Origin of the sequence: Vibrio sp. ArtGut-C1 (assembly GCF_002105475.1) — a bacterium.
Taxonomy (GTDB): domain Bacteria; phylum Pseudomonadota; class Gammaproteobacteria; order Enterobacterales; family Vibrionaceae; genus Vibrio; species Vibrio diabolicus.
Genome location: NZ_NCTH01000002.1, coordinates 129534 through 156075, shown reverse-complemented (window position 1 = coordinate 156075; position 26542 = coordinate 129534). Strand labels below are relative to the sequence as shown.

Here is a 26542-nt window from a genome sequence, read left to right as displayed (position 1 = left end):
GATGTAGAAGCATCACGCTTGAAGAGTTTTTAAATTTTGGCTGCAGACGCAGCTTTGTAAAAAGGAAAGACACAAATGAAATACGGCTATTTCGATAACGAGAATCGTGAATACGTCATTACTCGCCCTGATGTACCTGCTCCTTGGACCAACTACCTAGGTACAGAAAAATTCTGTACCGTTATCTCGCACAACGCGGGTGGCTACTCGTTCTACAACTCTCCAGAATACAACCGTGTTACTAAATTCCGTCCAAACGCGACATTCGATCGCCCAGGACACTACGTTTACCTACGTGATGATGAGACGGGTGATTACTGGTCAATCTCTTGGCAACCAGTCGCCAAAAGCCTAGACGAAGCGAACTACGAAGTTCGTCATGGTTTGTCGTACTCTAAGTTCAAATGTGAATACAGCGGCATTAGCGCAACCAAAACGCTCTTTGTACCAAAAGGCGAAGACGCGGAAATTTGGGATGTGGTCATCAAGAACACCTCTGACAAACCACGTACGATCAGCGCATTCTCATTCGTTGAGTTCTCATTCAGCCACATTCAATCTGATAACCAGAACCATCAGATGTCTCTGTACTCTGCTGGTACGTCATACAACGAAGGCGTGATTGAGTACGACCTGTACTACAACACGAACGATTTCGAAGGTTTCTACTACCTAGCTTCAACGTTTGACCCAGATTCGTACGACGGTCAACGTGACAGCTTCCTTGGCCTATACCGTGACGAAGCAAACCCGCTAGCGGTAGAACAAGGTAAGTGTTTCAACACAGCGCAAACGTGTTACAACCACTGTGGCTCTCTGCACAAGCAATTCACTATCCAACCGGGTGAAGAAGTTCGTTTTGCTTACATTCTAGGCATCGGTAAAGGCAACGGTGAACGTCTGCGCACTAAATACCAAGACCTGGCTGAAGTAGACAATGCATTTGCTGGTATCAAAGCACACTGGGATGAGCGTTGTGGCAAGTTCCAAGTGAAATCGCCAAACGAAGGCCTAGACACGATGATCAACGCTTGGACGCTGTACCAAGCAGAAACGTGTGTGGTTTGGTCTCGCTTTGCTTCGTTCATCGAAGTCGGTGGCCGTACTGGCCTTGGTTACCGCGATACGGCGCAAGACGCAATTTCCGTTCCTCACGCGAACCCGAAAATGACTCGTAAGCGCATCGTTGATCTACTGCGTGGTCAAGTAAAAGCGGGTTACGGCCTACACCTATTCGATCCTGATTGGTTCGATCCTGAAAAAGCAGATGTTAAACCATCTAAGTCTCCAACAGTTGTTCCTACTCCGTCCGATGAAGATAAGATCCACGGTATTGAAGACACTTGCTCTGATGATCACCTATGGCTAGTACCAACCATCTGTAAATACGTGATGGAAACCGGTGAGCACAGCTTCTTCGACGAAGTGATTCCTTACGCGGATGGCGGTGATGCAACCGTGTATGACCACATGAAAGCTGCGCTAGACTTCTCGGCGGAATACGTAGGTCAAACGGGCATCTGTAAAGGTCTACGTGCAGACTGGAACGACTGTCTAAACCTAGGAGGTGGTGAATCTTCAATGGTGTCGTTCCTACACTTCTGGGCACTGCAAGAGTTCATCGACCTAGCTAAATACCTAGGTAAAGAAGCCGACGTTGAAAAATACACGGAAATGGCAGCAAACGTGCGTGAAGCGTGTGAAACACACCTTTGGGACGACGAAGGCGGTTGGTACATCCGTGGTCTGACGAAAAATGGCGACAAGATCGGTACTGCACAACAAGCAGAAGGTCGAGTACACCTAGAGTCAAACACGCTTGCGGTACTTTCTGGTGCGGTATCTCAAGAGCGCGGCGAAAAAGCGATGGACGCAGTCGACGAGAACCTCTTCTCTGAATACGGCCTTCACCTAAACTCACCATCTTTTGCAACACCGAATGATGATATCGGCTTCGTAACTCGCGTTTACCAAGGCGTAAAAGAGAACGGTGCAATCTTCTCGCATCCAAACCCATGGGCTTGGGTAGCTGAAGCGAAACTGGGTCGTGGTGACCGTGCAATGAAATTCTACGATGCACTAAACCCATACAACCAGAACGACATCATCGAAAAACGTATTGCAGAACCATACTCATACGTTCAGTTCATTATGGGTCGTGACCACCAAGACCACGGTCGTGCAAACCACCCATGGTTAACAGGTACATCTGGCTGGGCTTACTTCGCTGTTACCAACTTTATCCTTGGTGTGCGTACAGGCTTCGATGGCCTGACTATCGATCCATGTATCCCAACTAACTGGCCTGGTTTCGAAGTGACTCGTCAATGGCTAGGTGCAACGTACAACATAAAAGTGGTGAACCCTGATTCAGTAAGCAAAGGCGTCAAGTCAATTACTGTGAACGGTGAAGCAGTAAATGGTGCATCTGTACCAGTTCAAGCGGAAGGTTCCGTCAACGAAGTGATCGTAACACTAGGTTAATCGCTTCAAAACGTCCCAATGCACTTTTGCTTTTTAGCTTGTGCATTGGGCTCGCTAGCAAAATTTTAAGGCGCGGTGTATTGCCGCCCTTATTGAGGTTCGAATCATGATCAAATTTGGTACAGGCGGTTGGCGCGCATTCATCGGTGAAGAATTCACTAAAGATAATGTTCGTTTGGTTGCTCAAGCAGTTGCAAACATTACGAATAACGAATCTGTTGCTGATCGCGGCTTTGTCATTGGCTATGACCGACGTTTTCTGTCTGACAAAGCTGGCCGTTGGTTTGCCGAAGTTTTAGCAGCAAACGGCATCGTCGTTAGCTTTATCGATAAGTTTGTTCCAACGCCTATCGTAATGTTTAAAGCGAAGGAAATGGGCTGCGCTTACTCTGCATGTATTACGGCATCGCACAACCCGGCCGATTACAACGGCATTAAAGTCTTCATTGAAGGCGGTCGTGATGCAGATGAAATCATCACCCAAAAAATCGAATCACAAATCGATACGCTCACTGCACAAGATGTAAAAAGTGTCGATTTTGAACAAGCGGTTGAAGATAAGCTGATTCAAATTATCAACCCGATGAACGAATTCGTAGATTCGATCATTAACTTTATTGATATCGAGTCGATCAAAAAAGCCAACCTACGCGTTTTGATTGACCCGATGTTCGGTGTTGCAAAAAATGCGCTGCAAACCGTATTAATCAATGGCCGCTGTGACGTTGATGTGATTAACGATGGAAAAAACCCAGACTTCGGTGGGTTAATGCCTTCGCCAAGTGCTGCAACACTCTACCGTTTGATGCACCTAGTAAAAGAGCAAGGTTACGATATTGGCATCGGTACCGATGGCGATGCGGACCGTCTTGGTATTATTGACGAAAAAGGTAACTTCATTCATCCGAATGAAGTCCTGATTCTACTTTATTATTACTTATTGGAGTACAAAGGTTGGACAGGTTCCGTGGTACGTAACATCGCGACGACTCATCTTCTCGATAAAATTGCTGAAGACCACGGTGAAAAATGCTTTGAGGTACCAGTAGGCTTTAAGCACATCAGCTCTCAAATGGAAGCGGATGACTCACTGATTGGTGGGGAAAGCTCTGGCGGCCTAACCATTCGCGGCCACATCAAAGGTAAAGATGGCGTCTTCGCGTCTAGCTTGTTAGTTGAAATGATTTCAGTAACCGGCAAGAAGCTGTCTGAGTTGCTAGATGAAATCTACGGTAAGTACGGCTATGCCTACATGGCAGAAGGTGATTGCAAGTTCAAACCGGCGCAAAAAGAGGTACTGTTCAACAAAATTTATATTGAAAAGCAGTTGCCTGAGTTTGAGTTTGAAATCGAAAAAGTCAGCTATGAAGATGGTGCGAAAGTCTACTTCAAGAACGGCGGTTGGATCATCGCACGCTTCTCTGGTACTGAGCCGTTACTACGTATTTTTGCAGAAATGCAAGATAAGGACACTGCGGAACGTGTTCTTCAACAGTTTAAAGACTTCTTATCTTTATAACTGACCTTGTGCCCGCTTCGAGCACTTCGGCTACGCTTGTCATGTAATTCAAGCTGTCGCTAAGGGGAAGAATACTTGCCCGGCATCACTGCCGGGCTTTTTTATTGTGTGTAGGCAGGCATAAGAGAATAGTAAAGGTACCCAGTAACGTTATGCGAATGCCAGCACGCCCTGCGTTTCAATTTTCACAGCAACAGACTCACCAATATTTAATGCCTGCGATGCTGTAGCCAACAAACGGTCGCCATTCGCATCAATCACGTAACGGCAGTGGTCGCCCATAAAGTGCTGCTCCAGCACCGTTACTGAGCTCTCTTCATCGGATTGAATTTGTATATGTTGCGGCCTTAGTAACAAAGAGCATTCAGACTGCACTGGGATCTCTTGTTGGGCTGTGGCTTCAACCACACCCAAGTGGGTTTCATATTCTGAATCCGAAACTCGTTTAGCGGCCAGGTAGCTACCACCACCTAAGAAATCCGCAACAAACTTACTTGAGGGCTGGTAGTAAAGCTCAGATGCCGTGCCATATTGCTCGATAACACCATTGTTCATCACTGCCATTTTATCAGCGAAGGCAAAAGCCTCTTCACGGCTATGCGTAACAAAAATGGCAGTCACGCCTTGCGCCTTAAAAATCTTACGGATCTCACTTATCAACTCATGGCGAACTTGCGTATCAATATTAGAGAACGGCTCATCCAGCAACAATAAGTCTGGGCTGTAAGCTAATGAGCGAGCAATCGCAACACGCTGCTGCTGTCCACCAGACAATTGATGAGGATAACGATCGCCATAGCCTTGCAAATGCACGAGCTCGAGCATCTCTTGGACTTTGCCATTTTTCTCTTTTGTCGAGTAATGCTTTAAGCCAAAGGCAATATTTTGCTCCACCGTCAGGTGAGGAAAAAGCGCATAATCTTGGAAAATCATCCCGATATTACGCTGTTCTGGTGGCAACCAGTTCTCCCCATCATCAATCGTGACGCAATTTAAGCTCATTTCGCCTGACGTTAATGGCAATAGCCCTGCAACGGCTTTTAATAGTGTTGTTTTTCCGCAACCACTTGCACCTAGTAAACAGACAATTTGCCCTTGTTCCACCTCAAGAGATAATGATTCGAGTACGGTTTGATCATCATATTGGCAAGTTAGGTTTTTAATTGATAATGCGCAGCTCATCAGTGATTTTGCTCCAGTGAACGGTTAACAACAACAAGCGGGATCAACCCAACAAGAACCAACAGAACCGCAGGCAAAGCGGCCAATTCTAAGTGCTCATCCGAGGCGAAGTTATAAACGTATGTGGCTAGTGTTTCAAAGTTAAATGGACGAAGTAATAGAGCCGCATTGAGCTCTTTCATCGACTCGATAAACACTAACAGAGCCGCAATCAGTGCACCACGTTTAACCAGCGGAAAGTGCACACGCCACAGCATGGCATTAGGCTTACACCCCATGGTGCGAGACGCCATATCTAACGAAGGCGAAATTTTATTTAAATTACTTTCGATACTACCAATCGCCACCGCTGAAAAGCGCACAACCATGGCAAAAACCAGGGCGAACATGGAGCCAGAAAAAATAAGTCCCGGTCTTCCCCACTCCATGGCTTTAGCAAGGTCGTTGACGCGGTGATCCATAAACAGTACTGCGACCATCACACCAATCGCTAATACGGTTCCTGGCACTGCATACCCCATCGAAGAAAGACGCATAAATGCCAAGCTTTCGCGCTTGCCATTGACGCGATGGGTAAAGTTAACGATCAGTGCGACAGCAACACCAATAATGGCGGCAATAACCGACACGACCAAACTATTCCATGCGTATTCACGAAACTCGGGGGTCCAACTCTGCGCAAAGTAAGTTATCGCATAATCAATCAGCTGTAGTAATGGCAAAATAAACGCGACCGAAACCAAGCCCCAACACCAAACCAGCGCGGTCCACTTTTTCCAGCCCGTCAACTCATAACGAAAATCTTCGTGACTGTTAAATTGGCTTTGAAAAAGCTTTTGTTTACGACGACTGTAGCGTTCGGCACTGAGGAGCAATACTACGATGACGAGCATCATGGCAGAAATTTTGGCTGCTGCATTAAGATTAGAGTACCCCAACCAAGTATCGTAGACCGCTGTGGTTAACGTATTCACAGCGAAGTAACTTACAGTACCAAAGTCACCGATAGTCTCCATTGCGACCAGCGACAAACCCACCGCGATAGAAGGTCGCACTAATGGCATCGAGATGCGCCAAAAGCTTTCCCATGGAGAGCATTTGAGCAAACGCGCGCTTTGCAACAAAGAGACATTTTGCTCCATAAATGCAGCTCGACACAGCAAATACACGTAAGGGTACAGCACTAAAGCCAACACAAAAGTCGCGCCAGGCAAGGTGCGAATATCAGGGAACCAATACTCGCCAGGTCCCCATCCGGTTACATCACGCAAAAAGATCTGAATTGGACCAGCAAAATCAAACCAATCAGTAAAAATATAACCAATGATATAACCTGGCATCGCAAGAGGTAACACCAATGCCCACTGCAACCATTTTTCGGTAGGCAGTTTGCACATGGCCATTATCCAAGCGCTTGGTATACCAAGAATTAAGGACAACACCATTACGCCAATAGTGAGCGCAACTGTGTTAAAAATATAAGTCGGCATGACTGTCGCCATTAAATGGGCAAACAAATCATCCGTTTCACCAATTGCGGTGTAGAAGATCGCTAAGATCGGCAAAACCAGTAACAGAGTTATTACCCCACTACTGGTTTTCCATAAAGAGTGTTTATCTTTCATCGCCTAATTACTGCAAGGCTGTATGAAATACAAATGCTGTTGCAAATACATCTCATATCCTTTAATCAAATGGGGGTACTGTTATACCCCCACAAGGAATTAAAGGTCAAATTTCACTTCGTCTAATAGCTTAATTGCCGCTTCGTGATTGGCTGCAATATCGTCTAGAGAAAGCTTGTCTGCTTTAAAGTCACCCCAAGATTCCACAAGTTCAGAACGCTTCACGCCTTCTTTAACAGGGTACTCGTAGTTAACTTCTGCGTACATCTGCTGCGCTTTGTCACCCGTTAGGAATTCCATTAGCTTCACAGCATTGTCTTTGTTTGGAGAGTACTTCGCCATCGCCATACCAGAGATATTTACGTGAGTACCTGTAGTCTCTTGGTTAGGAAAGTTGATGTAAACTGCATCTGCCCAAGCTTTTTGCTCTTTGTCGTTAACCATTTTACCTAGGTAGTAGCTGTTACCTAGAGAAACATCACATAGGCCTTCTTTGATCGCTTTAACTTGTGCACGATCGTTACCTTGTGGTTTGCGAGCAAGGTTTGCTTTCACGCCTTCCAACCACTCTTTGGTGTCTGCTTCGCCATTGTGAGCAATCATTGCTGAAACTAGAGAAACGTTGTACGGGTGCTTGCCGCTACGAGTACAGATTTTACCTTTGAACTCTGGCTTAGCTAGATCTGCATAGTTGAAATCTGCGCCTAGTTTACCTACGCGATCACGTGAAGAGTAAACACTACGTGAACGTAGAGTTAGAGCAAACCACTCATTCTCTTTATCTTGGTATTGAGCAGGTACGTTTTCTTCAATGATTTTGCTATCTACTTTCTGAACTAAACCTTTGTTTGTCAGTTCAGCTAGACGACTGATGTCTGTCGTAAGGATAACGTCAGCTGGGCTGTACTCGCCTTCTTGAGCTAGCTTTTCTGCTAAGCCTTTTTTAGCAAATTTTACGTTTACTTTGATGCCAGTTTCTTTAGTGAACTCGTTGAACATAGGTTCAACTAGGAAAGGTTGACGGTAAGAGTAGACGTTCACTTCTTCAGCAGCCATTGCTGTTGGAGCTAAGGTTGCGCAAGTTAATGCTGAAAGAGTTAGCAGTTTTTTCATTGTTTAATCCTTTACCATGCTAATGATAACGTTTATCAGTTGCGTTATTATATGTATGTTCAATAAGAAGACAATGACAAATATTAAAAAACCTGCTCATCGGAGCAGGTTTTTATAGGTTGAGAGTGTAACTATTTATTACAGGCTATTGATTACTTCACAGTCACAAATTCTGGGTACGCACCGACACCACAATCATGCATGTCCATACCTTCCATTTCTTCATCTTCCGTGACGCGAATTCCAACGGTTGCTTTCAAGATAGCCCACACAACTAGGCTGGCACCAAATACCCAAGCAAAGATAACGACAGCACCTAAAAGCTGTGCACCGAATGTAGCATCGCCGTTACTTAGTGGCACAACCATCAAACCAAAGAAGCCACAAACACCGTGCACTGAAATCGCACCGACTGGGTCATCAATTTTCAGTTTATCTAGGCCAATGATGCTGAATACGACTAGCGCGCCAGATACTGCACCGATAGCAACCGCATATAATGGCGATGGTGATAGAGGATCTGCAGTGATGGCAACCAAGCCAGCTAGCGCACCATTGAGAATCATCGTTAAATCCGCTTTGCCCCAAGTTGTTTTACATACAAATAGCGCCGCAATAGCACCTGCAGCAGCTGCTGCGTTGGTGCTTAGGAAGATCTGACCTACCGCTGTTGCGTTCTCAAAGTCTGAAACCATCAACTGAGAACCACCGTTAAACCCAAACCAACCAAACCAAAGGATGAAAGTACCTAGTGTTGCCAAAGGCATGTTTGAACCTGGAATCGGGTAGATTTCACCGTTTTTACCATATTTACCTTTACGAGCACCAAGCAATAACACACCAGCGAGAGCTGCAGAAGCACCAGCCATATGTACGATACCTGACCCCGCAAAGTCGCTAAATCCAGCTTCTGCTAGGAAACCACCGCCCCATGTCCAATAACCTTCCATTGGGTAGATAAATGCGGTCAAAATCGCAGAGAAAACCAAGAAAGACCAAAGCTTCATACGTTCAGCCACCGCACCAGAAACGACGGACATTGCGGTTGCAACGAAGACTACTTGGAAGAAGAAATCAGACTCTAGAGAGTGATCAGCCCCTTCTCCTTGGGTACCAATCAGCGCACCAAATGAAGGTAACCAGCCTCCTTCTCCGTTGTCGACATACATGATGTTGTAACCAACGATCAGAAACATCGTACATGCAATTGCGTACAAACAGATGTTCTTCGTAAGAATTTCTGTTGTGTTCTTAGAGCGCACAAGACCAGCCTCTAGCATCGCAAAACCAGCTGCCATCCACATTACCAACGCACCGGAAATGAGGAAGAAAAAGGTGTCAAGTGCGTAACGTAACTCGGTTACTGTTGTTGTTAATTCCATAATAAGTTTCTCCAATCCCTTGAATTCTTAAAGTGCTTCTGCGTCCATTTCGCCCGTTCGGATACGCACCGCTTGGTTCAGGTCGTAGACAAAAATTTTACCGTCACCAATCTTTCCTGTTTGCGCAGCTTTTGTAATCGCTTCAACCACTCGCTCAACATTATCCGCGTGAGTAGCGATTTCAATTTTCACTTTTGGTAGGAAATCGACCTGATACTCAGCGCCGCGATACAGTTCCGTGTGGCCTTTTTGACGACCAAACCCTTTAACTTCTGATACCGTCATCCCTTCGATACCGACGTTAGCCAATGCTTCTCGCACATCGTCTAATTTAAACGGCTTAATAATGGCATTGATTATTTTCATTCAATTCTCTCCGAAGCTTTCATCCTGAAACACTTCTAATAATCCAATCTACGTGCCAAGTTTTTAAGTCATTGAATAATAAAAACTAACGTCAATTTACATATCTATAAACAAAAAGGGCGCACCATATCGGTGCGCCCTTTTCACAAATTTAAAGCAACAAAAGGAAAGTTACCCAAAACTGTGCACTAAATGTTCAAAAAGTCTTTCCATCGCTCGATAAGAATCATGAAGTCCTCTATTCCACAGCTTGCTGTACTTTCTGCATTGTAGAAATCGAATTCACTTTCCATCTCAACATCATGGTCATGGGCCAATGCGTTTTCTTGCACTAGGACTTCATCGCCCTGAATCATCAAGCTAATTTCTGTACCTGTTAGGTTATGCTCTTGAGAAGGCGCTGAAAATGACTGCTCAATTAGCTTTTCAACCTGAGCTATCTTCATAGGATCTTTGCCAATTTCTTCTTGTAGCCAGCGCCCAACAATCTCATGCCCCATGCTGCATTTTACGTAGTACTCGCCCATCAACGTGTTACGGATGAATTCAAATTCCATCGAGATTGCCTTTTCGTATCAATTTGGTGCGGAGTATAGCGAATTGCGCCCATAAAAAAAGCACCTCGTTTGAGGTGCTTTTTAATTGTGCAGTTAAGCTTATGCAGGCTCTTGGAAGATCACTTCATCCGCTTTCTTGGTGTACTGATCCATTTTATGGAAGTTCAAGTAGCGGTAAGTATCTGTAGCGGTTGCATCAATTTGCTTCGCATACTCCAAGTACTCTTCTTTAGTTGGAATCTTGCCAAGGATTGCACCTACGGCAGCTAGTTCCGCAGACGACAGGTAAACATTCGCACCAGTACCTAGACGGTTCGGGAAGTTACGCGTTGAGGTAGACATCACTGTTGATTTGTCTGCAACACGCGCTTGGTTACCCATACACAGTGAACATCCTGGTGTTTCGATTCGAACCCCAGCACGGCCAAAGATACCGTAATAACCCTCTTCCGTTAGCTGATCCTTGTCCATCTTCGTTGGCGGAGCGATCCATAGACGAGTTGCAAGCTGTCCATTGAACTTATCTAGCAGCTTACCAGCAGCGCGGAAGTGACCGATGTTCGTCATACAAGAACCGATGAACACTTCATCAATCGCTGTGCCTTGTACTTCAGACAACAAGCGAGCGTCATCCGGATCATTCGGTGCACATAGTACTGGCTCATTGATTTCAGCCATATCGATTTCAATAATATGTGCGTATTCAGCGTCTTTATCCGCTTGCATCAGCTCAGGATTTGCTAGCCACTCTTCCATCGCTGTAATACGACGTTCGATAGTACGGCGGTCACCGTAACCTTCAGAGATCATCCACTTCAGCATCACGATGTTAGAGTTTAGGTACTCTTCGATCGACTCTTGCGACAGTTTCACAGTACAACCTGCCGCCGAACGCTCAGCAGAAGCATCAGACAGCTCAAATGCTTGCTCAACAGTTAGCGTTTCTAGGCCTTCAATCTCAAGGATACGACCAGAGAATTCGTTGATCTTGCCCGCTTTCTCTACTGTTAGTAGACCTTGCTGAATCGCGTAGTAAGGGATGGCATGAACAAGGTCACGCAGTGTGATACCCGGTTGCATTTCACCTTTAAAGCGAACCAAGATTGACTCAGGCATATCTAGTGGCATAACGCCTGTCGCAGCTGCAAAGGCAACCAACCCCGAACCTGCTGGGAATGAAATACCTAGCGGGAAACGAGTATGTGAGTCACCACCCGTACCGACTGTATCCGGCAGTAGCATACGGTTTAGCCATGAGTGGATAATACCGTCACCAGGACGAAGAGATACACCACCGCGGTTCATAATAAAGTCCGGAAGTGTGTGGTGCGTGTTTACGTCTACTGGTTTTGGATACGCAGAGGTGTGACAGAAAGACTGCATGACAAGGTCAGCAGAGAAGCCGAGACACGCCAAGTCTTTAAGTTCATCACGAGTCATAGGGCCAGTAGTATCTTGCGAACCTACTGTCGTCATCTTCGGCTCACAGTAGGTACCAGGGCGAATGCCTTCTACGCCACACGCTTTACCAACCATTTTCTGTGCAAGCGTGTAACCCTTGCCAGAATCTGCGATTTCACCAGGTTTACGGAATACATCCGAAGGCTCAAGACCTAGCGATTGACGCGCTTTGTCTGTCAAACCACGACCGATGATCAATGGGATACGACCGCCAGCACGAACTTCATCAATCAGTACTTCCGTTTTTAGCGAGAACTCAGCTAAAACTTCACCTGTTTCGTGATTACAAACTTTACCTTCATATGGGTAAACATCGATAACATCGCCCATGTTGAGCTTAGTCACGTCGACTTCGATTGGTAGTGCGCCCGCATCTTCCATTGTGTTGAAGAAGATAGGTGCAATTTTACCACCAAGCACATAACCACCAGCACGTTTGTTTGGAACGTAAGGGATATCATCTCCCATGAACCAAAGTACTGAGTTGGTTGCAGATTTACGTGAAGAACCAGTACCAACAACATCACCAACGTAAACCAATTGGTGACCTTTTTCTTTCAATTCTTCAATTTGCTTGATCGGACCAATATTGCCCGGTTGATCAGGATTGATGCCTTCACGCTCGTTCTTCAGCATCGCAAGTGCGTGCACTGGGATATCAGGACGAGACCAAGCATCAGGTGCAGGTGAAAGGTCATCCGTGTTCGTTTCACCTGTTACTTTAAATACAGTTAGAGTGACTTTTTCTTCAAGCTTAGGCTTAGAAAGGAACCACTCAGCATCAGCCCATGACTGAAGTACTTTCTGTGCATGCGCATTGCCTGCTTTTGCTTTCTCTTCTACATCATAGAAAGCATCAAACATCAGAAGTGTATGAGACAATGCTTCTACAGCAATCTCTGCCAGTGCTTCGTCATCAAGTAGCTCAACTAGCGGCTCGATGTTGTAACCACCTTGCATAGTGCCTAGCAGTTCAGCCGCTTTTTCACGACTCACTAATGGTGATTTAACTTCACCTTTTGCTACTGCTGTTAGGAAACCCGCTTTAACATAAGCGGCTTCATCTACACCTGGTGGGATGCGGTTTTCAAGTAGGTCAAGAATGAACTCTTCTTCACCTTGCGGGGGATTTTTCAGAAGTTCTACAAGTCCAGCAACTTGTTCTGCGTCTAGCGGTTTAGGAACAACTCCTTCAGCAGCACGCTCTTCGACGTGTTTACGGTAGGCTTCAAGCACGACTTTTTCCTCTCATTGCGGTTCCTCCTCTATTATTACTATTGTTAAAGTAAAGGAGTGAACATCCTTGGAAACTTGGCTCTCCATTGCCCTTGTTTTCATTCAATTATGATTGAGAAACAGCGCCGTAGAGGCCAAACTGTGGGCAAAATAATAGCAAATTTAACCTTAAATTAAAATCTTATCATTTTGACCAACATAGCAACTTACGACTAAAGTTCTGCTAATTTTGACCAAATATGCCAAGTTTTTGCTTTCTTATACCCGGTTAATTAAACGACGTTCCTACGATCAAATACACAGCATCCATATCCTGCTCAGTGCGACCATAAGCCAACATAATTGGCCCGATTGGTGAGTCAACACCAAAGAAAATAGAGCCAGCATTGTAAAGTGGCGCTTCATTCAGCTTCAGATCATTATCTGACCAAACTCCACCGTATTCCACTGATGCACCTAGGTAGACTGGCGCTTCAAATAGTCCAAAGTCATTGTCGAACCATTTGTAACGGTACACCAAGCTACTAAAAAACAGGTTCTGTCCAATCAAGCTATTTCTTGGGATACCAGATAGGTTTAAAAAGCCGCCTAACTCTCTCGGATCAAGCGGAACCGATGAGTTTTTACTTTCTACAAAGCTATATTCTGCATGTCCGACTAAAGTATGACGCTGATGACTGACCGCACCTTTGAATCGCGCGGAGATTTCATACACGGTATCTTCAATCATCTTTTCCGTATTGAGTAGAGTGATGCCTTCCGGACTCTTGTCATGGGATACGAAATATTCAAGATCGACCAGCAGTCCGCGAGTAGGAAATGCAAAATCATCAAGCGTATCGAGTCGATAGCTCGCAAATATACCTTTGCGCTCGAAGTCTAGCTGCCCTGCCGAGGCCAAGGTAGACAGCTCAATATCTCCTGTAGAGTAACGAGCACCAAGGCGCAACTCTTGCCATAACGTAGGTTGAATGCCAATCGCCAGTTCTGAAGCAAAGTCATTATAGGAAACGGGTAAGAAGTCGTTAACTGAGCTGAGGTCCGGGTTTTCAAACTCGCTAAAAGGTAAGTTTCTATCTTCACTGCTGTATCCAACACGGCCAGCAACAAAAAGCGTTTGGCTAGATAAAACAGGCGAATACAACTCAGCCTCTATCAGCTTATCCGTGCCCATTTCTACGTTGAACGCCAACTCTGCACCATGCGAGTTTAAATTAGTAAAATTGGTCGACATACCGATGCCGTATTGGCTATCCGTATCGAAGTCATCTTCAAGGAAAAATCGAAAGTTAACGTAATTCGGCCCCCACGACTTTTCGTTAACATCAAAAACCAACAATGTCTTACCATCAACATCTTCAAAGTGGTAAGTGATTAACTCAAAACGATCCAACGCATAGAGATTTTCAACGGCTTTTTCTATTTCAGCCGTTGGAATACGACGACCTGTTTTCAATTGAATACGGTTAGTAAGTAATACATCACTGTAGTGGGTGTTATTCACTATCACAATGTCATCAACAATGCGTTTATCACCGTAAACCAGCGTCTTACGTACCTCTTGCTTGTGATCGATGTACTTTTGGTATTCTGCGTTCGATAAACTTAGACCAAGCAGCTTATCTTCAAGCTGCTTGGTAATATCGTAACCCGCTTGAAAAGCCCAAGGCATTTTGTCGAACTCGACCGTTTCCATGGTGCCCACATTGGGACGAATATAAATATCTTGAGGTTCAAGCTCGTCCACTTGCTGTTGTGTACTACGACGAACGAGATAGTTAGAGAGTTGGTCCGCGACAGTAAACAGCCCGGTAAATTCATCTTCGGTTTTGTAGTCGGTGCTAATATCGACAGCAATAACAACATCTGCCCCCATGGCGCGAGCCACATCGACAGGCATGTTATTAACGACGCCACCATCGACAAGCATATGGCCATTGAGCTTATAGGGAGGGAGCGCTCCTGGTACAGACATACTGGCCATCATGGCGTCCACGAGGTAGCCATTGCCAAGAACCACTTCCTCTAGGGCAAGAATATCTGTCGCCACAGAGCGGTAAGGAATGGCAAGATCATCAAAAGAATCGAATCGCCCTAAGTTCCCTGTAGTCTCACGCAATACGCGCAACATGTTCTGGCCTTGCACAACACCCGTTGGGGCACGAACCTCACCAAATCTTAAGCCGAGGTCAGTGTTAATTTGATAGCGGTCTTCATACTCTTTATCACGAACTCGGCGTTGACTGCGGTCGACACGATCTCGATAGCCACTGCTCCAATCCACGGTGTAGATAAAACTTTCAATTTCATCAGCGCTCATCCCCGTGGCATAGAGACCACCAACATAAGCGCCCATACTAGTGCCCGTTACGATATCGACCGGGATCTGCATCTCTTCTAACGCTTTGAGGACGCCGATATGCGCAGCGCCTTTTGCGCCGCCACCGGCGAGCACAACCGCCACCTTTGGGCGAGGCTCCAAGTCATCCGTTTTTGCTAGAGAGTTTGCGAGGGAAACAGAAGGAGTGGTGATCAAAAAGGCACTAACCCAAAGCGCGAAATGGCGAGTCGACGGGCTTGATAACAGCTTTTTGAACATTCACTTCTTCCTTTGTTGAATTTCTTATCAAGTAGGGCGTGCTAGCAGCACCGCACTAACACGCCCTAATATGTACTAAGAATTGACCAGAGAGACAAGCTAATGTTGTTGATTTGGCGATGCTACCAATCAAATAAGCTGTTAAGCCAGTTTGATTTCTTCTCACACTGCTGCTTTATTTGACCCGTTTTATCCCAAACTGGCAGTTTATAATCACTACGACAGTTCATTTCTAAACCACCATCTGATGTCGGCTTAAATCCTAACGTGGTGATCTCTCTTGGCCACGGAAGCTCTAAACGCTCAGGAATGCGTTGCTTCAAATACTCTGCGTACACTCGTAATGCACCGCTCGACCCCGTTAGATGAACCGGTTTGTTATCGTCGCGGCCTAGCCAAATTGTCGTCACTTCACGGCCATCAACACCGACAAACCAGCTATCGCGGTTATCATTACTGGTACCCGTTTTTCCTGCCAGTGCAGCCCAACCAAACTGGCTTTGTAAGAAGCGGCCTGTACCTTGAGCAACCCCCTGTTTCATCGCGTAGGTCGTTAGCCATGCTGCTTGCTCATCCACGGCTCTTGATGAACGAGGCAAGGATTGATACAGCACATTACCTTCCATATCCATCACTGAACGCAGAGCGGTCAGTTTCGCACGTTTGCCTGAGTTCGTCAGTGTCTGATACATCTGTGCGACTTCGAATGGCGTCAAAGAAAACGAGCCCAAAAACATCGAAGGCACTGGGCGGATTTCGTCTTTGTTGACGCCCAAACGCTCTAAAGTATCGGATACTTCTGGGATACCAAGCGCCATGCCTAAGCGCACAGTTGGCACGTTGAGTGACTTCGCTAAAGCAATGTAGAGTGGCACATCACCACGGTATTTTCGGTCGTAGTTACGCGGTGTCCATACATTACCTTTACTGCTTTTCAGGCTTAGCGGCGTGTCGTGTAGCGTCGTGCCTAGGTTATATTTTTCCGGTTGTTCTAGAGCCGTCAAGTAAATCGCTGGTTTAACTAAAGAACCAATTGGACGACTGGCATTGAGCGCGCGGTTAAAACCTTCATAACCAACACGTTTACCGCCAACCATGGCACGGATTTCACCACTATGACGATCAACCGCGACTGCAGCGGCTTCTAATTCTTTACCGCCTCGTTTAGCTAGCTCCGGGATCTTTTTCGCGATGGCTTGCTCCATTTTGCTTTGCGATACCGGATCCAGAGACGTAAACACGCGTAGTCCGGTTTCCGCTTTAAATCGCTCCCCCACTTTTTCTTTCAATTCAATGCTCAATTGTTGGAAATAAGCGGGCTGACGGCTCGCAATACGTGGTTTACTCTGCGTATCAAGCGAACGACTGACGGCTTGCTCATACTGCTCAGATGTCAGCATGTTTTGCTGCATCAACAAACGTAATACAAGATCGCGGCGCTCTTTCGTGCGCTCGGGGTAACGAATTGGGTTGTAGTAAGACGGTCCTTTTACCATCCCAACTAACATCGCCAGTTGATCGATTCGCAGCTCTTGGATCGGTTGTCCAAAGTAATAACGCGATGCCAAGCCAAACCCGTGGATCGCTTCACCACCACTTTGCCCTAGATACACTTCGTTAAGGTAGGCTTCCAAAATACGATCTTTGCTGTAACGGTAATCCAAAATTAACGCAATATACGCTTCTCTAACTTTGCGCCACAGCGTCTTATCACGGGTCAAAAACAGGTTTTTCGCCAACTGCTGAGTTAGCGTACTACCGCCTTGAACAGTACGACCCGCTTTAATGTTTGCAACCATTGCTCGTGCAATCGCGAGTGGAGACACCCCATCGTGTTGATAAAAATCCCGGTCTTCGGTCGCAAGCAGTGCATCAACTAAAATTTCTGGGAACTGATCACGACGCAAGAACAGACGCTGCTCATCTTGATCTTTCTCCAGCATACCTAACATCTTAGGCTCTAAGCGTAAGTAACCAAGATCGCCTCGGGACTCTAAAGACTGAATACGCTGTAAGCCAGAATCTGAAAAATGGAGCATCACGTGACGATCCGGTTCAGGACCATCGGCAAATTCAAATGGACGACGGATCAGCTCAATACGAGTGGAAGAAGAAGAGTACTCACCAGGATAGCGAGGCTGACTTACCTTACGGTAATTCAGTACATCCAGCTCGTTACGCAGTTCTTGAATGGTGATATTTTCACCCGGATTTAAGTTCAAGATGCGAGCATAAACCACCGTTGGCAGTTCAAATAGCTGGCCTTCAAAGCGCTCTTTCACAACACTATCTAAATAAATACCCACAAACAGCAAAACAGCGGCAAGCGCAACACCGGCTTTCCAGCTAAATGACCACAAAACTTTCAGCCACGAACGTTTCTCGTTAGCCGGCTTTTTACTCGGTGTGCGTCGAGTCGGTTTTGTCGTTCCTTTATTGGTTGTACTTTTCTTCGCTGGCGCTTTTTTCGCGCTAGGCTTCTTGCTGTTAGTCATTATTCAATTGTCTTTTTGTTTTCGTAGTTGCTACATGATTGGCAGGGTCATCTGGCCAAACGTGTTTTGGGTAGCGCCCTTTCATCTCTTTTTGAACGTCTTTATAGCTTCCGTTCCAGAAAGCCGCCAAGTCAGACGTCACTTGCAGCGGACGTTGTGCCGGCGAAAGCAGTTCAAGCACCAAACGCTTACGACCAAGTGCTACCGTAGGAGAGCCACTCTCACCAAATACCTCTTGCATACGCACCGATAGTTTCGGCTCATGGCCATACTGGTAACGGATACGCTTCTTTGAACCTGTCGGCAGTTGGTAATGCTCTGGTAACCATTCATCCAGCTGTTGATTGAGTGGCCAACCTAATCGAGCGTTCAGCGCTTCGACCAAGTTTATCTTGCTCAAATCGTTAACCGAACTGACGGACGTCATGTACGGCTCTAACCACTCTTCTAATGAATCCAACAAACTGGCTTCATCAAACATTGGCCATGATTGCTCGGGTAACCATTCCACCGCACAACGAACCCGAGCCAACAAGCTCTCCGCTGCCGGTGTCCAGTTTAGACTCTGTAAGCCCTGGCGGCGGACATACGTGAGTAAAGCTTGTGTCATTTTTTCTTTGCCAGGGCTTGGCAAAGGCTCGCGTTCAACCACCAGCTGACCGAGTTTTGTTTGTCGCTCAGCCATTAGACGCCCTCTTTTTTCATCCCAGTCTACAACTTCTTCAGACGAAAATAGCGCTTCAAAGGTCGCTCGCAATATATTGACATCCAATTCACATGCCGAATGAATTTGACTGGAGTTAGAATGAGAACGCATTAAGTCAACGGCAACCAAATACTCACAGCCACCTAGCATGTCTTCCTGACGACATTCTGCACCATGACCATTAGCCAAAGTAAATCGCCCAAATTGATTTGTGCGCTGCTGCGCAATGCGATCTGGAAATGCCAAACTTAACACTAGCGGTAATGCCTCTTCATCCACGCCTTTCAGGTCAAATACCGTATCCAATTTGTACGCCAGAGATTGAGCACGCTTGAACAATAGCGACTTTTTGGGATGAGTACCAACAAGCCAACGATGCAAGCTATGAGCGATATTGGTAACGTTTCTCTCTGGCTCTTCAATCAGTGCGACCGCCGCCAAAGCAGCATTTAACATCTTATCACTGTAAGATTGCGCTTTAATTAGCATCGCAGCCGCACGAGGCTCAACGCCTAGTTCATGCGCCTGTTTTCCTTCGGACGTTAATTGCCCTTTTTCCGTCAGTAGTCCCAATGACACCAATAGCTGCTTCGCTTGTTCCAATGACACATTAGCGGGAACATCAAGCCACTTGAGATCGTGGATATCACTCGCTCCCCAAAAGGCCAGCTCCATGACTAAGCTCGATAGATCGGAATGCAAAATTTCAGGTTGGGGAACCAGCGGTTGCTGCTTGAACTGGCTTTCAGAATAAAGACGAACACAAATGCCCTCTTCTATTCGTCCTGCTCGTCCTGCACGCTGAATCGCTGAAGACTGTGCAATGCGTGTTTGCTCTAAGCGTGTTAAACCGTTTTTCAAATCAAACCGGGCAATACGCTCTAACCCAGAATCAACCACTAGGCGAATGCCTTCAATCGTCAGTGAAGTTTCTGCGATGTTGGTCGCGAGTACGACTTTACGCTTGCCGTGTTCTGCTGGCGTGATGGCTTTTTGTTGCTCAGTAAAGCTCAGTTGCCCATAAAGCGGACACACTTCAATATCATCCGCCAAATGAGATAAACGTTCTTCGACTTGTTTAATGGCCCCTACGCCCGGAAGGAAAGCCAACAAAGAGCCGGATTCTTTATTCATAAGGCTTTCTATCGTTTGGGCCATACTCGTAGGTAAATGATCATTCACACCTAACGGTTGGTAACGCATTTCTACGTCGAAACTGCGTCCTTCTGATTCAATGTAACTGGCTTCAGGCAACAACGACTGTAAGGCTTGTTGATCAAGCGTTGCCGACATTACCACCAGCTTGAGATCGTCTCGCAATGCCTCTTGAACTTCTAAACTGAATGCCAAAGCGGTATCGGCATGAATGCTGCGTTCATGAAACTCATCAAAGATCAGCAGATCAACACCATCCAGTTCAGGGTCCGTTTGGATCATCCTGGTCATGATCCCTTCGGTTACGATCTCCAGCTGCGTTGCAGAACTTACCTTTGCCTCGCCACGAACTCGATAACCCACGCGTTGCCCTACTTGCTCTCCCAATTGCTCAGCAAGATAACGGGCAATGTTACGCGCCGCGAGTCGTCTTGGCTCAAGCATGATGATTTTTCCAACAACCGAATGGTTTAAGAGGAGCTGCAAAGGGAAGTAAGTCGACTTACCGGCACCAGGCGCCGCTTTTAAGATCACTTGATGTTGATTTTTGACCGCCGTCAGCAACTCAGGCATCACGGCTTCAATCGGCAATTGTGACAAAGGAAATACCTTATGGTGTAATGGTGGCAACATTGTACATAAAAAAATTTTTGTCTAAATAAGCAAATGCATTTCACACCCGCTTTAGAGTCCGCCACTCTACTCAAACGCTATAAACGCTTTCTTGCCGATATCGAACTCGATACCGGTGAAATTCGTACTATCCACTGCGCAAACACTGGTGCTATGACAGGTTGTGCGACACCGGGAAACAAAGTTTGGTTTTCCACTTCCGACAACCCGAAACGAAAATATCCCAATAGTTGGGAGTTGAGTGAAACCGAACAAGGCCACCGCATTTGTATCAATACCGCGCGCGCCAACCAATTAGCCGTTGAGGCTATTGAAAATAATGTCATTTCAGAGCTTTGTGGTTATGACACACTTCAAACTGAGGTGAAATACGGTAATGAAAATAGCCGAATTGATATCTTGCTCAGCGCAGACAACAAGCCAAAGTGCTATATAGAAGTGAAAAGCGTCACTCTTCTTGATGAGACCGACTCTACTGGACAAGGATACTTCCCAGATGCGGTCACGACTCGGGGACAAAAGCACCTGAGAGAGCTCACAGAAATGGCACAAAATGGAAGTAGAGCCATACTTTTATTCACTGTTTTACATTCAGGTATTGAAAAAGTATCCGCGGCGCACCATATAGACGCGAAATATTCACTATTACTCAAACAAGCACAAGACGCTGGAGTGGAAGTTCTCTGCTACAAAGCTGAACTGAGCGATACTGGAATGAAGCTGATTTCCGCTATTGATTTTATCAATTAAGAGAAAAAATGATGTCGTCTTCACATTGACGATAACTTTGCGATTCAGTATTTGCTTGCACCGCCTCTTTTTGCTATAGATACCCGCCTTAAATTGACTGCGTAGCAGTTGACTAGGTGTAAGTAGGAGATGCTGTATGCCAGAATCAAAGAAGAAAACGATAGGCATCCTAGCCATTGCCGGCGTGGAGCCATATCAGGAAAAACCTGGTGAAGAGTACATGTCACCAGAGCAGGTTGAACACTTTACGAAAATCTTAACAGCTTGGCGCGACCAGCTGAGAGCTGAAGTGGATCGTACCGTTCACCACATGCAGGACGAAGCAGCAAACTTCCCAGATCCAGTTGACCGCGCCTCTCAAGAGGAAGAGTTCAGCCTAGAACTGCGTAACCGCGACCGCGAACGCCGTTTGATCAAGAAGATTGAAAAGACTTTGGATAAAATCAAAGAAGACGATTTTGGCTTCTGTGAGTCTTGTGGCGTAGAGATTGGCGTTCGCCGTCTTGAAGCACGTCCAACCGCTGACCTATGTATTGACTGTAAAACACTTGCAGAAATCAAAGAGAAGCAAATGCAAGGTTAATCAACCAAGCATTATGATTATTGAAGGGAGCTCAGGCTCCCTTTTTGTTTTGACTACCTTTGCATCCCATTTGTTTACTAAATTCGAGATACACGCATGACACGCTATGTAGGTCGATTCGCCCCATCTCCTTCTGGTCCTTTACATTTTGGTTCACTGATTGCCGCTCTTGGCAGCTATTTTCAAGCGAAAGCACACAACGGAACTTGGTTAGTACGTATTGAGGACTTGGACCCACCAAGAGAAATGCCAGGTGCGGCGCAACTTATCCTAGATGCGCTCAAAGCCTATCAGCTGCATTGGGATGGAGAGGTGGTATACCAGAGTGAACGTCATGACCTTTACCAAGCCCAAATAAACACATGGCTCGAAAATGGTGAGGCCTATTATTGCCAATGTACTCGAAAGCAAATTAAAGAGCATGGCGGGTTTTATCCTGGCACTTGCCGCGATAAAAACTTGAAAGACGGCGCGATTCGCCTAAAAATGACCAAGCCTGTCGCTCATTTCTTCGATCAGAAGCGTGGAACCATTACGATTCCAGAGCAACTCGTTAATGAAGATTTCATTATTAAACGTCGAGATGGATTATTTGCTTATAATCTTGCGGTAGTATTGGACGACATCGACCAAGGCATCACCGAAGTCGTGCGTGGTGCAGACTTAATCGAGCCAACAGGGCGTCAAATCAGTCTGTACCAGATACTTGGGCAACCTGAAGTCAGCTACTTGCATTTACCATTGGCGATGGACAACAACGGCAATAAACTGTCGAAACAAAATCACGCGACGGCTATTGATATAGAGACACCAAAGCCTACTCTATTACGCGCCATGACATTTTTGGGCTTCGAGATACCTGAAGCCATAAAAGCGGCCAACATAGAAGAGATTCTTCGTTGGGGCTGCGAAAACTGGCGCTTGGAACAGCTTCCAACAGAGATCGAGATCACAGCGTGATTCTCAAATGGCATTGTGTAGGCTATCATTAGCCGCAAATTAGGCCCTAGAGGCGCAAAAACTAACCAAAGCAAGATTGGACTAAACCCAGTTATTGCCAGATGCACATGAATACAAACGACTATACACCAAGCGAACCTGCCACTATTCCAGAGCTCGCTCTCAATGTAATAACTCGTGAAGAGCACAACATTTCGCGTAAGCAGATCAGTGATAATGCACTGAAGGTACTGTACCGCCTAAATGGTGCTGGTTTCGATGCTTTTCTTGTGGGTGGCGGGGTTCGAGACTTACTGCTTGGACAGAAACCAAAAGATTTTGACATTGCGACCAACGCAACGCCGGAACAGATCAAACAGCTATTTCGTAACTGCCGTTTGATTGGTCGCCGCTTCCGCTTGGCTCATATTATGTTTGGCCGAGATATCATTGAAGTAGCGACATTCCGCGGTCACCACCAAGAGCAAAAGAATAAGAGCATCTCTCAGCAATCGAAAGAAGGAATGCTGCTGCGGGACAATGTCTACGGCACCATCGATGAAGATGCTGAGCGCCGTGATTTCACGATTAACTCGATGTACTACAATATCGCGGATTACTCGATTCACGACTACGCACGTGGTATTGAGGATTTAGAAGATCGCCTCATTCGACTGATTGGCGATCCAGAAACACGCTACCGTGAAGATCCAGTACGTATGTTGCGTGCGGTTCGCTTCGCGGTAAAGCTGGACTTTGATATTGAAGAAGACACCGCGGCACCAATCGAACACATGGCACCGTTGCTCGGTGACATTCCGTCAGCGCGTCTTTTTGAAGAGTCACTCAAGTTATTGCAATCCGGTCATGGCTTAGAAACCTACCACCTACTGCGTGAGTACAACTTATTCCAACAGCTCTTCCCGACGATTGCAGCGCACTTCACGGAAGATTACTCCTCTCACACTGAGCAAATGTTGGATCTTGTCCTAGATTCTACTGACATGCGCATCGAAGATGGGAAACGCATCAATCCAGCATTTATGTTTGCTGCAATGCTGTGGTACCCACTGTGTGCGAAAGCCGATGAACTGATGGAAGAGCGCAACCTAGGCCATTACGACGCTATTATGGAAGCGAGTAACATCATTCTTGATGAACAAGTTCGTACAATTGCCATTCCAAGACGCCACACCGCAACCATTCGCGAGATTTGGCAGCTGCAGCTGCGCCTTCCTCGACGTAACGGTAAACGTGCATTCCGTCTTATGGAGCTCAATAAATTTAGAGCTGGCTTTGATTTTCTTGAAATGCGCGGTGAAATTGAAGGTGGTGACACTCAGAAGCTTGCCAAGTGGTGGGAAACTTTCCAAAATGCAGGCCGAGAAATGCGTCAAGCAATGGCTGCCGACCTAGACGGTCAATCACCGAAGAGTGGTCAGCGCCGCCGTAAAACCTATCGCAAGAAAAAGAGTAAGCCTAAGTCATGATCACAGCGTACATTGCGGTAGGCAGTAACTTGGCTGATCCTGTCAGCCAAGCGAAGCAAGCGATTGAAGCATTAAAAACGCTGCCTAAATCAGAGTTTGTTCAAGCTTCTTCGCTATACAGCAGCACGCCAATGGGGCCACAAAACCAACCGGATTACATCAATGCGGTTGTGTCTATTAACACCAGTTTGACGCCTATTGAATTGCTCAATTGCACACAAGCTATAGAGCAAGAACAAGGGCGTGTCCGTAAAGACGAACGCTGGGGACCAAGAACCTTGGACCTCGACATTGTTCTTTATGGCAATGAGGTGATTAATTCCGAGAGGCTGATCGTTCCTCATTATGGAATGAAAGAGCGTGAATTCGTACTCTACCCTCTTGCGGAAATTGCACCAAGTTTACAACTCCCCGATGGGACCGAGGTCTCTGAACTACTGGAACAAGTAGATAGAAACGGCCTCAGTATCTGGCAGTCATAGCCAACTCCTAGTAAGGATAAAACCATGAAAAAAATGACCATCAACGACCTAATCAAGTGGAAGCAAGAAGGTCGTAAATTTGCTACTTCAACCGCTTATGATGCGAGCTTTGCCCAACTGTTTGAAAGCCAAGAAATGCCAGTACTTCTTGTTGGTGATTCTCTAGGTATGGTTTTGCAAGGTCACAACGATACTCTGCCAGTAACGGTCGATGATATCGCTTACCATACTCGTTGCGTACGCGCAGGTAGCCCAAATTGTTTGTTGATGGCTGACATGCCATTCATGAGCTACACCACGCCAGAGCAAGCTTGCGAAAATGCGGCTACACTGATGCGTGCTGGTGCCAATATGGTGAAAATTGAAGGTGGTGACTGGCTAGTCGACACTGTAAAAATGCTCACTGAACGCTCGGTTCCAGTTTGTGCTCACCTTGGTTTAACTCCTCAAGCCGTGAATATTTTTGGTGGTTACAAAGTTCAAGGTCGCGATCAAGAAAAAGCGGACCGCATGGTGAAAGATGCGTTAGCACTGCAAGAAGCAGGCGCTCAAATCGTCTTACTAGAGTGCGTGCCAGCTGAGCTTGCTGAGCGTATTACGCAAGTGCTCGACGTGCCTGTTATCGGTATTGGAGCTGGTAACGTGACAGATGGTCAAATTCTCGTGATGCATGATATGTTCGGTATCTCTGCCAACTACATGCCGAAATTCTCCAAAAACTTTCTTGCTGAAACAGGTGATATGCGCAAAGCCGTTGCTAAATACATTGAAGATGTAGCCAACGGTGTATTCCCAGACGACGCTCATACCATTGCCTAGAGGATAAATGCATGCAAACTTTTGCGGAAATCTCAGCAGTTCGTGAACACCTTAAAACCTTTAAACGTGAAGGTCGTAAAATTGCGTTTGTCCCAACCATGGGCAACCTTCACGAAGGTCACTTAACTTTAGTGCGTAAAGCACGCGAATACGCTGATATCGTTGTCGTAAGCATCTTTGTTAACCCGATGCAGTTTGATCGTGCAGACGATTTAAATAATTACCCACGTACGCTAGAGGAAGACTTAAGCAAGTTGACCTCTGAAGGGGTCGATGTGGTATTTACGCCAACACCAGAAGTTATCTATCCTGAAGGGCTTGATAAACAAACGTTTGTTGATGTTCCGGGTCTATCGACAATTCTTGAAGGGGCTTCACGCCCAGGTCATTTCCGTGGCGTCACAACCATCGTAAACAAGCTATTTAACATCGTTCAGCCAGATGTGGCCTGTTTTGGTGAGAAAGATTTTCAACAACTTGCGGTTATCCGCAAGATGGTTGTCGATCTTGCGATGGACATTGAAATCATTGGTGTACTAACCGTACGTGAAATGGACGGGTTAGCTATGAGCTCACGCAATGGTCTGCTTACACTTGACGAACGTCAACGTGCGCCAGTGCTTGCTCGTACAATGCGTTGGATCAGCAGTGCCATTCGCGGTGGCCGAGATGACTACGCATCGATCATCGAAGATGCGAGCGACCAACTTCGAGCTGCAGGTTTGCACCCTGATGAGATCTTCATTCGTGATGCTCGTACTTTACAAGTGATCACGCCAGAAACGACACAAGCCGTCATTCTGATGTCTGCGTTCTTAGGCAAAGCTCGTCTTATCGATAACCAAACGGTAGATATGGTTGTCGAAGCGAAGGAAGAAGCAGAGTCTAGTAATACAAACTCAGAGAGCGCAGAGTAAGCTCTGAGCCATCAAGACGTAAAAAGGTCGACTCTTAGTCGACCTTTTT

19 protein-coding genes are annotated in these 26542 nt (G+C 46.2%); 9 read left to right on the top strand and 10 right to left on the bottom strand.

Translation table 11 applies throughout. The annotated features are described in order from the left end of the window. The first annotated feature begins 75 nt into the window (after nucleotides 1-75). A complete protein-coding gene (locus tag B7360_RS02445; protein ID WP_085342658.1) occupies nucleotides 76-2484 on the top strand; it encodes a GH36-type glycosyl hydrolase domain-containing protein in 2409 nt (802 codons plus the stop codon). 106 nt (nucleotides 2485-2590) lie between these two features. After that, the gene (locus B7360_RS02440) at nucleotides 2591-4003 is read left to right on the top strand and encodes a phosphoglucomutase/phosphomannomutase family protein (RefSeq protein ID WP_053809216.1); all 1413 of its coding nucleotides are present in this window, start codon (nucleotides 2591-2593) and stop codon (nucleotides 4001-4003) included. A gap of 150 nt (nucleotides 4004-4153) precedes the next feature. Here the strand turns inward: B7360_RS02440 and B7360_RS02435 are convergent, their stop codons facing one another. The 10 genes from B7360_RS02435 to hrpB form a co-directional block, all read right to left on the bottom strand. Continuing rightward, nucleotides 4154-5185, bottom strand: coding sequence for an ABC transporter ATP-binding protein (locus B7360_RS02435; RefSeq protein ID WP_085342657.1), 1032 nt, complete (start codon nucleotides 5183-5185; stop codon nucleotides 4154-4156). Then, entirely contained in the window at nucleotides 5185-6810 is a 1626-nt protein-coding gene (locus tag B7360_RS02430; RefSeq protein WP_005396731.1) for an iron ABC transporter permease, read from the bottom strand. The genes B7360_RS02435 and B7360_RS02430 overlap by 1 nt, the downstream gene beginning before the upstream one ends. 99 nt (nucleotides 6811-6909) lie before the next feature. Continuing rightward, entirely contained in the window at nucleotides 6910-7923 is a 1014-nt protein-coding gene (locus B7360_RS02425; protein ID WP_012841430.1) for a Fe(3+) ABC transporter substrate-binding protein, read from the bottom strand. A 152-nt stretch (nucleotides 7924-8075) separates the two neighbouring features. Beyond that, nucleotides 8076-9305, bottom strand: a complete 1230-nt coding sequence (locus tag B7360_RS02420) for an ammonium transporter (protein WP_085342656.1) — start codon at nucleotides 9303-9305, stop codon at nucleotides 8076-8078. Nucleotides 9306-9332: 27 nt separating this feature from the next. Continuing rightward, on the bottom strand, nucleotides 9333-9671 hold the full coding sequence (locus B7360_RS02415; RefSeq protein WP_005396729.1) for a P-II family nitrogen regulator: 339 nt from the start codon (nucleotides 9669-9671) through the stop codon (nucleotides 9333-9335). 188 nt (nucleotides 9672-9859) lie between these two features. Beyond that, the gene (locus tag B7360_RS02410) at nucleotides 9860-10228 is read right to left on the bottom strand and encodes a YacL family protein (protein WP_012841428.1); all 369 of its coding nucleotides are present in this window, start codon (nucleotides 10226-10228) and stop codon (nucleotides 9860-9862) included. Between the two features lie 99 nt (nucleotides 10229-10327). Then, a complete protein-coding gene (acnB, locus tag B7360_RS02405) occupies nucleotides 10328-12925 on the bottom strand; it encodes a bifunctional aconitate hydratase 2/2-methylisocitrate dehydratase (protein WP_085342655.1) in 2598 nt (865 codons plus the stop codon). A 268-nt stretch (nucleotides 12926-13193) separates the two neighbouring features. Beyond that, on the bottom strand, nucleotides 13194-15524 hold the full coding sequence (locus B7360_RS02400; RefSeq protein ID WP_085342654.1) for a patatin-like phospholipase family protein: 2331 nt from the start codon (nucleotides 15522-15524) through the stop codon (nucleotides 13194-13196). A gap of 122 nt (nucleotides 15525-15646) precedes the next feature. Next, nucleotides 15647-18019 carry a penicillin-binding protein 1B gene (gene mrcB / locus B7360_RS02395; RefSeq protein ID WP_005396725.1) on the bottom strand — a complete coding sequence of 791 codons (2373 nt, stop codon included), beginning with the start codon at nucleotides 18017-18019 and terminating at the stop codon, nucleotides 15647-15649. Continuing rightward, nucleotides 18012-20480, bottom strand: coding sequence for an ATP-dependent helicase HrpB (gene hrpB / locus B7360_RS02390; protein ID WP_085342653.1), 2469 nt, complete (start codon nucleotides 20478-20480; stop codon nucleotides 18012-18014). The genes mrcB and hrpB overlap by 8 nt, the downstream gene beginning before the upstream one ends. Nucleotides 20481-20546: 66 nt before the next feature. Between hrpB and sfsA the strand changes: the two genes are divergently transcribed. From sfsA to panC, 7 genes are all read left to right on the top strand, one after another. Continuing rightward, a complete protein-coding gene (gene sfsA / locus B7360_RS02385; protein WP_005396723.1) occupies nucleotides 20547-21263 on the top strand; it encodes a DNA/RNA nuclease SfsA in 717 nt (238 codons plus the stop codon). Between the two features lie 136 nt (nucleotides 21264-21399). Beyond that, nucleotides 21400-21846, top strand: a complete 447-nt coding sequence (gene dksA, locus B7360_RS02380) for an RNA polymerase-binding protein DksA (RefSeq protein ID WP_005386584.1) — start codon at nucleotides 21400-21402, stop codon at nucleotides 21844-21846. A gap of 96 nt (nucleotides 21847-21942) precedes the next feature. After that, entirely contained in the window at nucleotides 21943-22806 is an 864-nt protein-coding gene (gene gluQRS, locus B7360_RS02375) for a tRNA glutamyl-Q(34) synthetase GluQRS (RefSeq protein ID WP_085342652.1), read from the top strand. Between the two features lie 101 nt (nucleotides 22807-22907). Continuing rightward, a complete protein-coding gene (gene pcnB, locus B7360_RS02370; RefSeq protein WP_046875073.1) occupies nucleotides 22908-24275 on the top strand; it encodes a polynucleotide adenylyltransferase PcnB in 1368 nt (455 codons plus the stop codon). Continuing rightward, nucleotides 24272-24757, top strand: coding sequence for a 2-amino-4-hydroxy-6-hydroxymethyldihydropteridine diphosphokinase (gene folK / locus B7360_RS02365; RefSeq protein ID WP_017635910.1), 486 nt, complete (start codon nucleotides 24272-24274; stop codon nucleotides 24755-24757). The genes pcnB and folK overlap by 4 nt, the downstream gene beginning before the upstream one ends. A 24-nt stretch (nucleotides 24758-24781) precedes the next feature. Further along, on the top strand, nucleotides 24782-25576 hold the full coding sequence (panB, locus tag B7360_RS02360) for a 3-methyl-2-oxobutanoate hydroxymethyltransferase (RefSeq protein WP_005396718.1): 795 nt from the start codon (nucleotides 24782-24784) through the stop codon (nucleotides 25574-25576). Between the two features lie 11 nt (nucleotides 25577-25587). Further along, nucleotides 25588-26493 (top strand): pantoate--beta-alanine ligase, encoded by a 906-nt coding sequence (panC, locus tag B7360_RS02355; protein ID WP_085342651.1) that lies wholly within the window; start codon nucleotides 25588-25590, stop codon nucleotides 26491-26493. Nucleotides 26494-26542: the final 49 nt, after the last annotated feature.

Coding starts and splice junctions, on each gene's coding strand:
- panB (WP_005396718.1), top strand. CDS start 24,782: ATGAAAAAAATGACCATCAACGACCTAATCAAGTGGAAGCAAGAAGGT.
- B7360_RS02400 (WP_085342654.1), bottom strand. CDS start 15,524: ATGTTCAAAAAGCTGTTATCAAGCCCGTCGACTCGCCATTTCGCGCTT.
- folK (WP_017635910.1), top strand. CDS start 24,272: ATGATCACAGCGTACATTGCGGTAGGCAGTAACTTGGCTGATCCTGTC.
- dksA (WP_005386584.1), top strand. CDS start 21,400: ATGCCAGAATCAAAGAAGAAAACGATAGGCATCCTAGCCATTGCCGGC.
- B7360_RS02435 (WP_085342657.1), bottom strand. CDS start 5,185: ATGAGCTGCGCATTATCAATTAAAAACCTAACTTGCCAATATGATGAT.
- B7360_RS02415 (WP_005396729.1), bottom strand. CDS start 9,671: ATGAAAATAATCAATGCCATTATTAAGCCGTTTAAATTAGACGATGTG.
- B7360_RS02410 (WP_012841428.1), bottom strand. CDS start 10,228: ATGGAATTTGAATTCATCCGTAACACGTTGATGGGCGAGTACTACGTA.
- panC (WP_085342651.1), top strand. CDS start 25,588: ATGCAAACTTTTGCGGAAATCTCAGCAGTTCGTGAACACCTTAAAACC.
- B7360_RS02420 (WP_085342656.1), bottom strand. CDS start 9,305: ATGGAATTAACAACAACAGTAACCGAGTTACGTTACGCACTTGACACC.
- mrcB (WP_005396725.1), bottom strand. CDS start 18,019: ATGACTAACAGCAAGAAGCCTAGCGCGAAAAAAGCGCCAGCGAAGAAA.
- B7360_RS02430 (WP_005396731.1), bottom strand. CDS start 6,810: ATGAAAGATAAACACTCTTTATGGAAAACCAGTAGTGGGGTAATAACT.
- B7360_RS02440 (WP_053809216.1), top strand. CDS start 2,591: ATGATCAAATTTGGTACAGGCGGTTGGCGCGCATTCATCGGTGAAGAA.
- B7360_RS02425 (WP_012841430.1), bottom strand. CDS start 7,923: ATGAAAAAACTGCTAACTCTTTCAGCATTAACTTGCGCAACCTTAGCT.
- sfsA (WP_005396723.1), top strand. CDS start 20,547: ATGCATTTCACACCCGCTTTAGAGTCCGCCACTCTACTCAAACGCTAT.
- gluQRS (WP_085342652.1), top strand. CDS start 21,943: ATGACACGCTATGTAGGTCGATTCGCCCCATCTCCTTCTGGTCCTTTA.
- B7360_RS02445 (WP_085342658.1), top strand. CDS start 76: ATGAAATACGGCTATTTCGATAACGAGAATCGTGAATACGTCATTACT.
- pcnB (WP_046875073.1), top strand. CDS start 22,908: ATGCACATGAATACAAACGACTATACACCAAGCGAACCTGCCACTATT.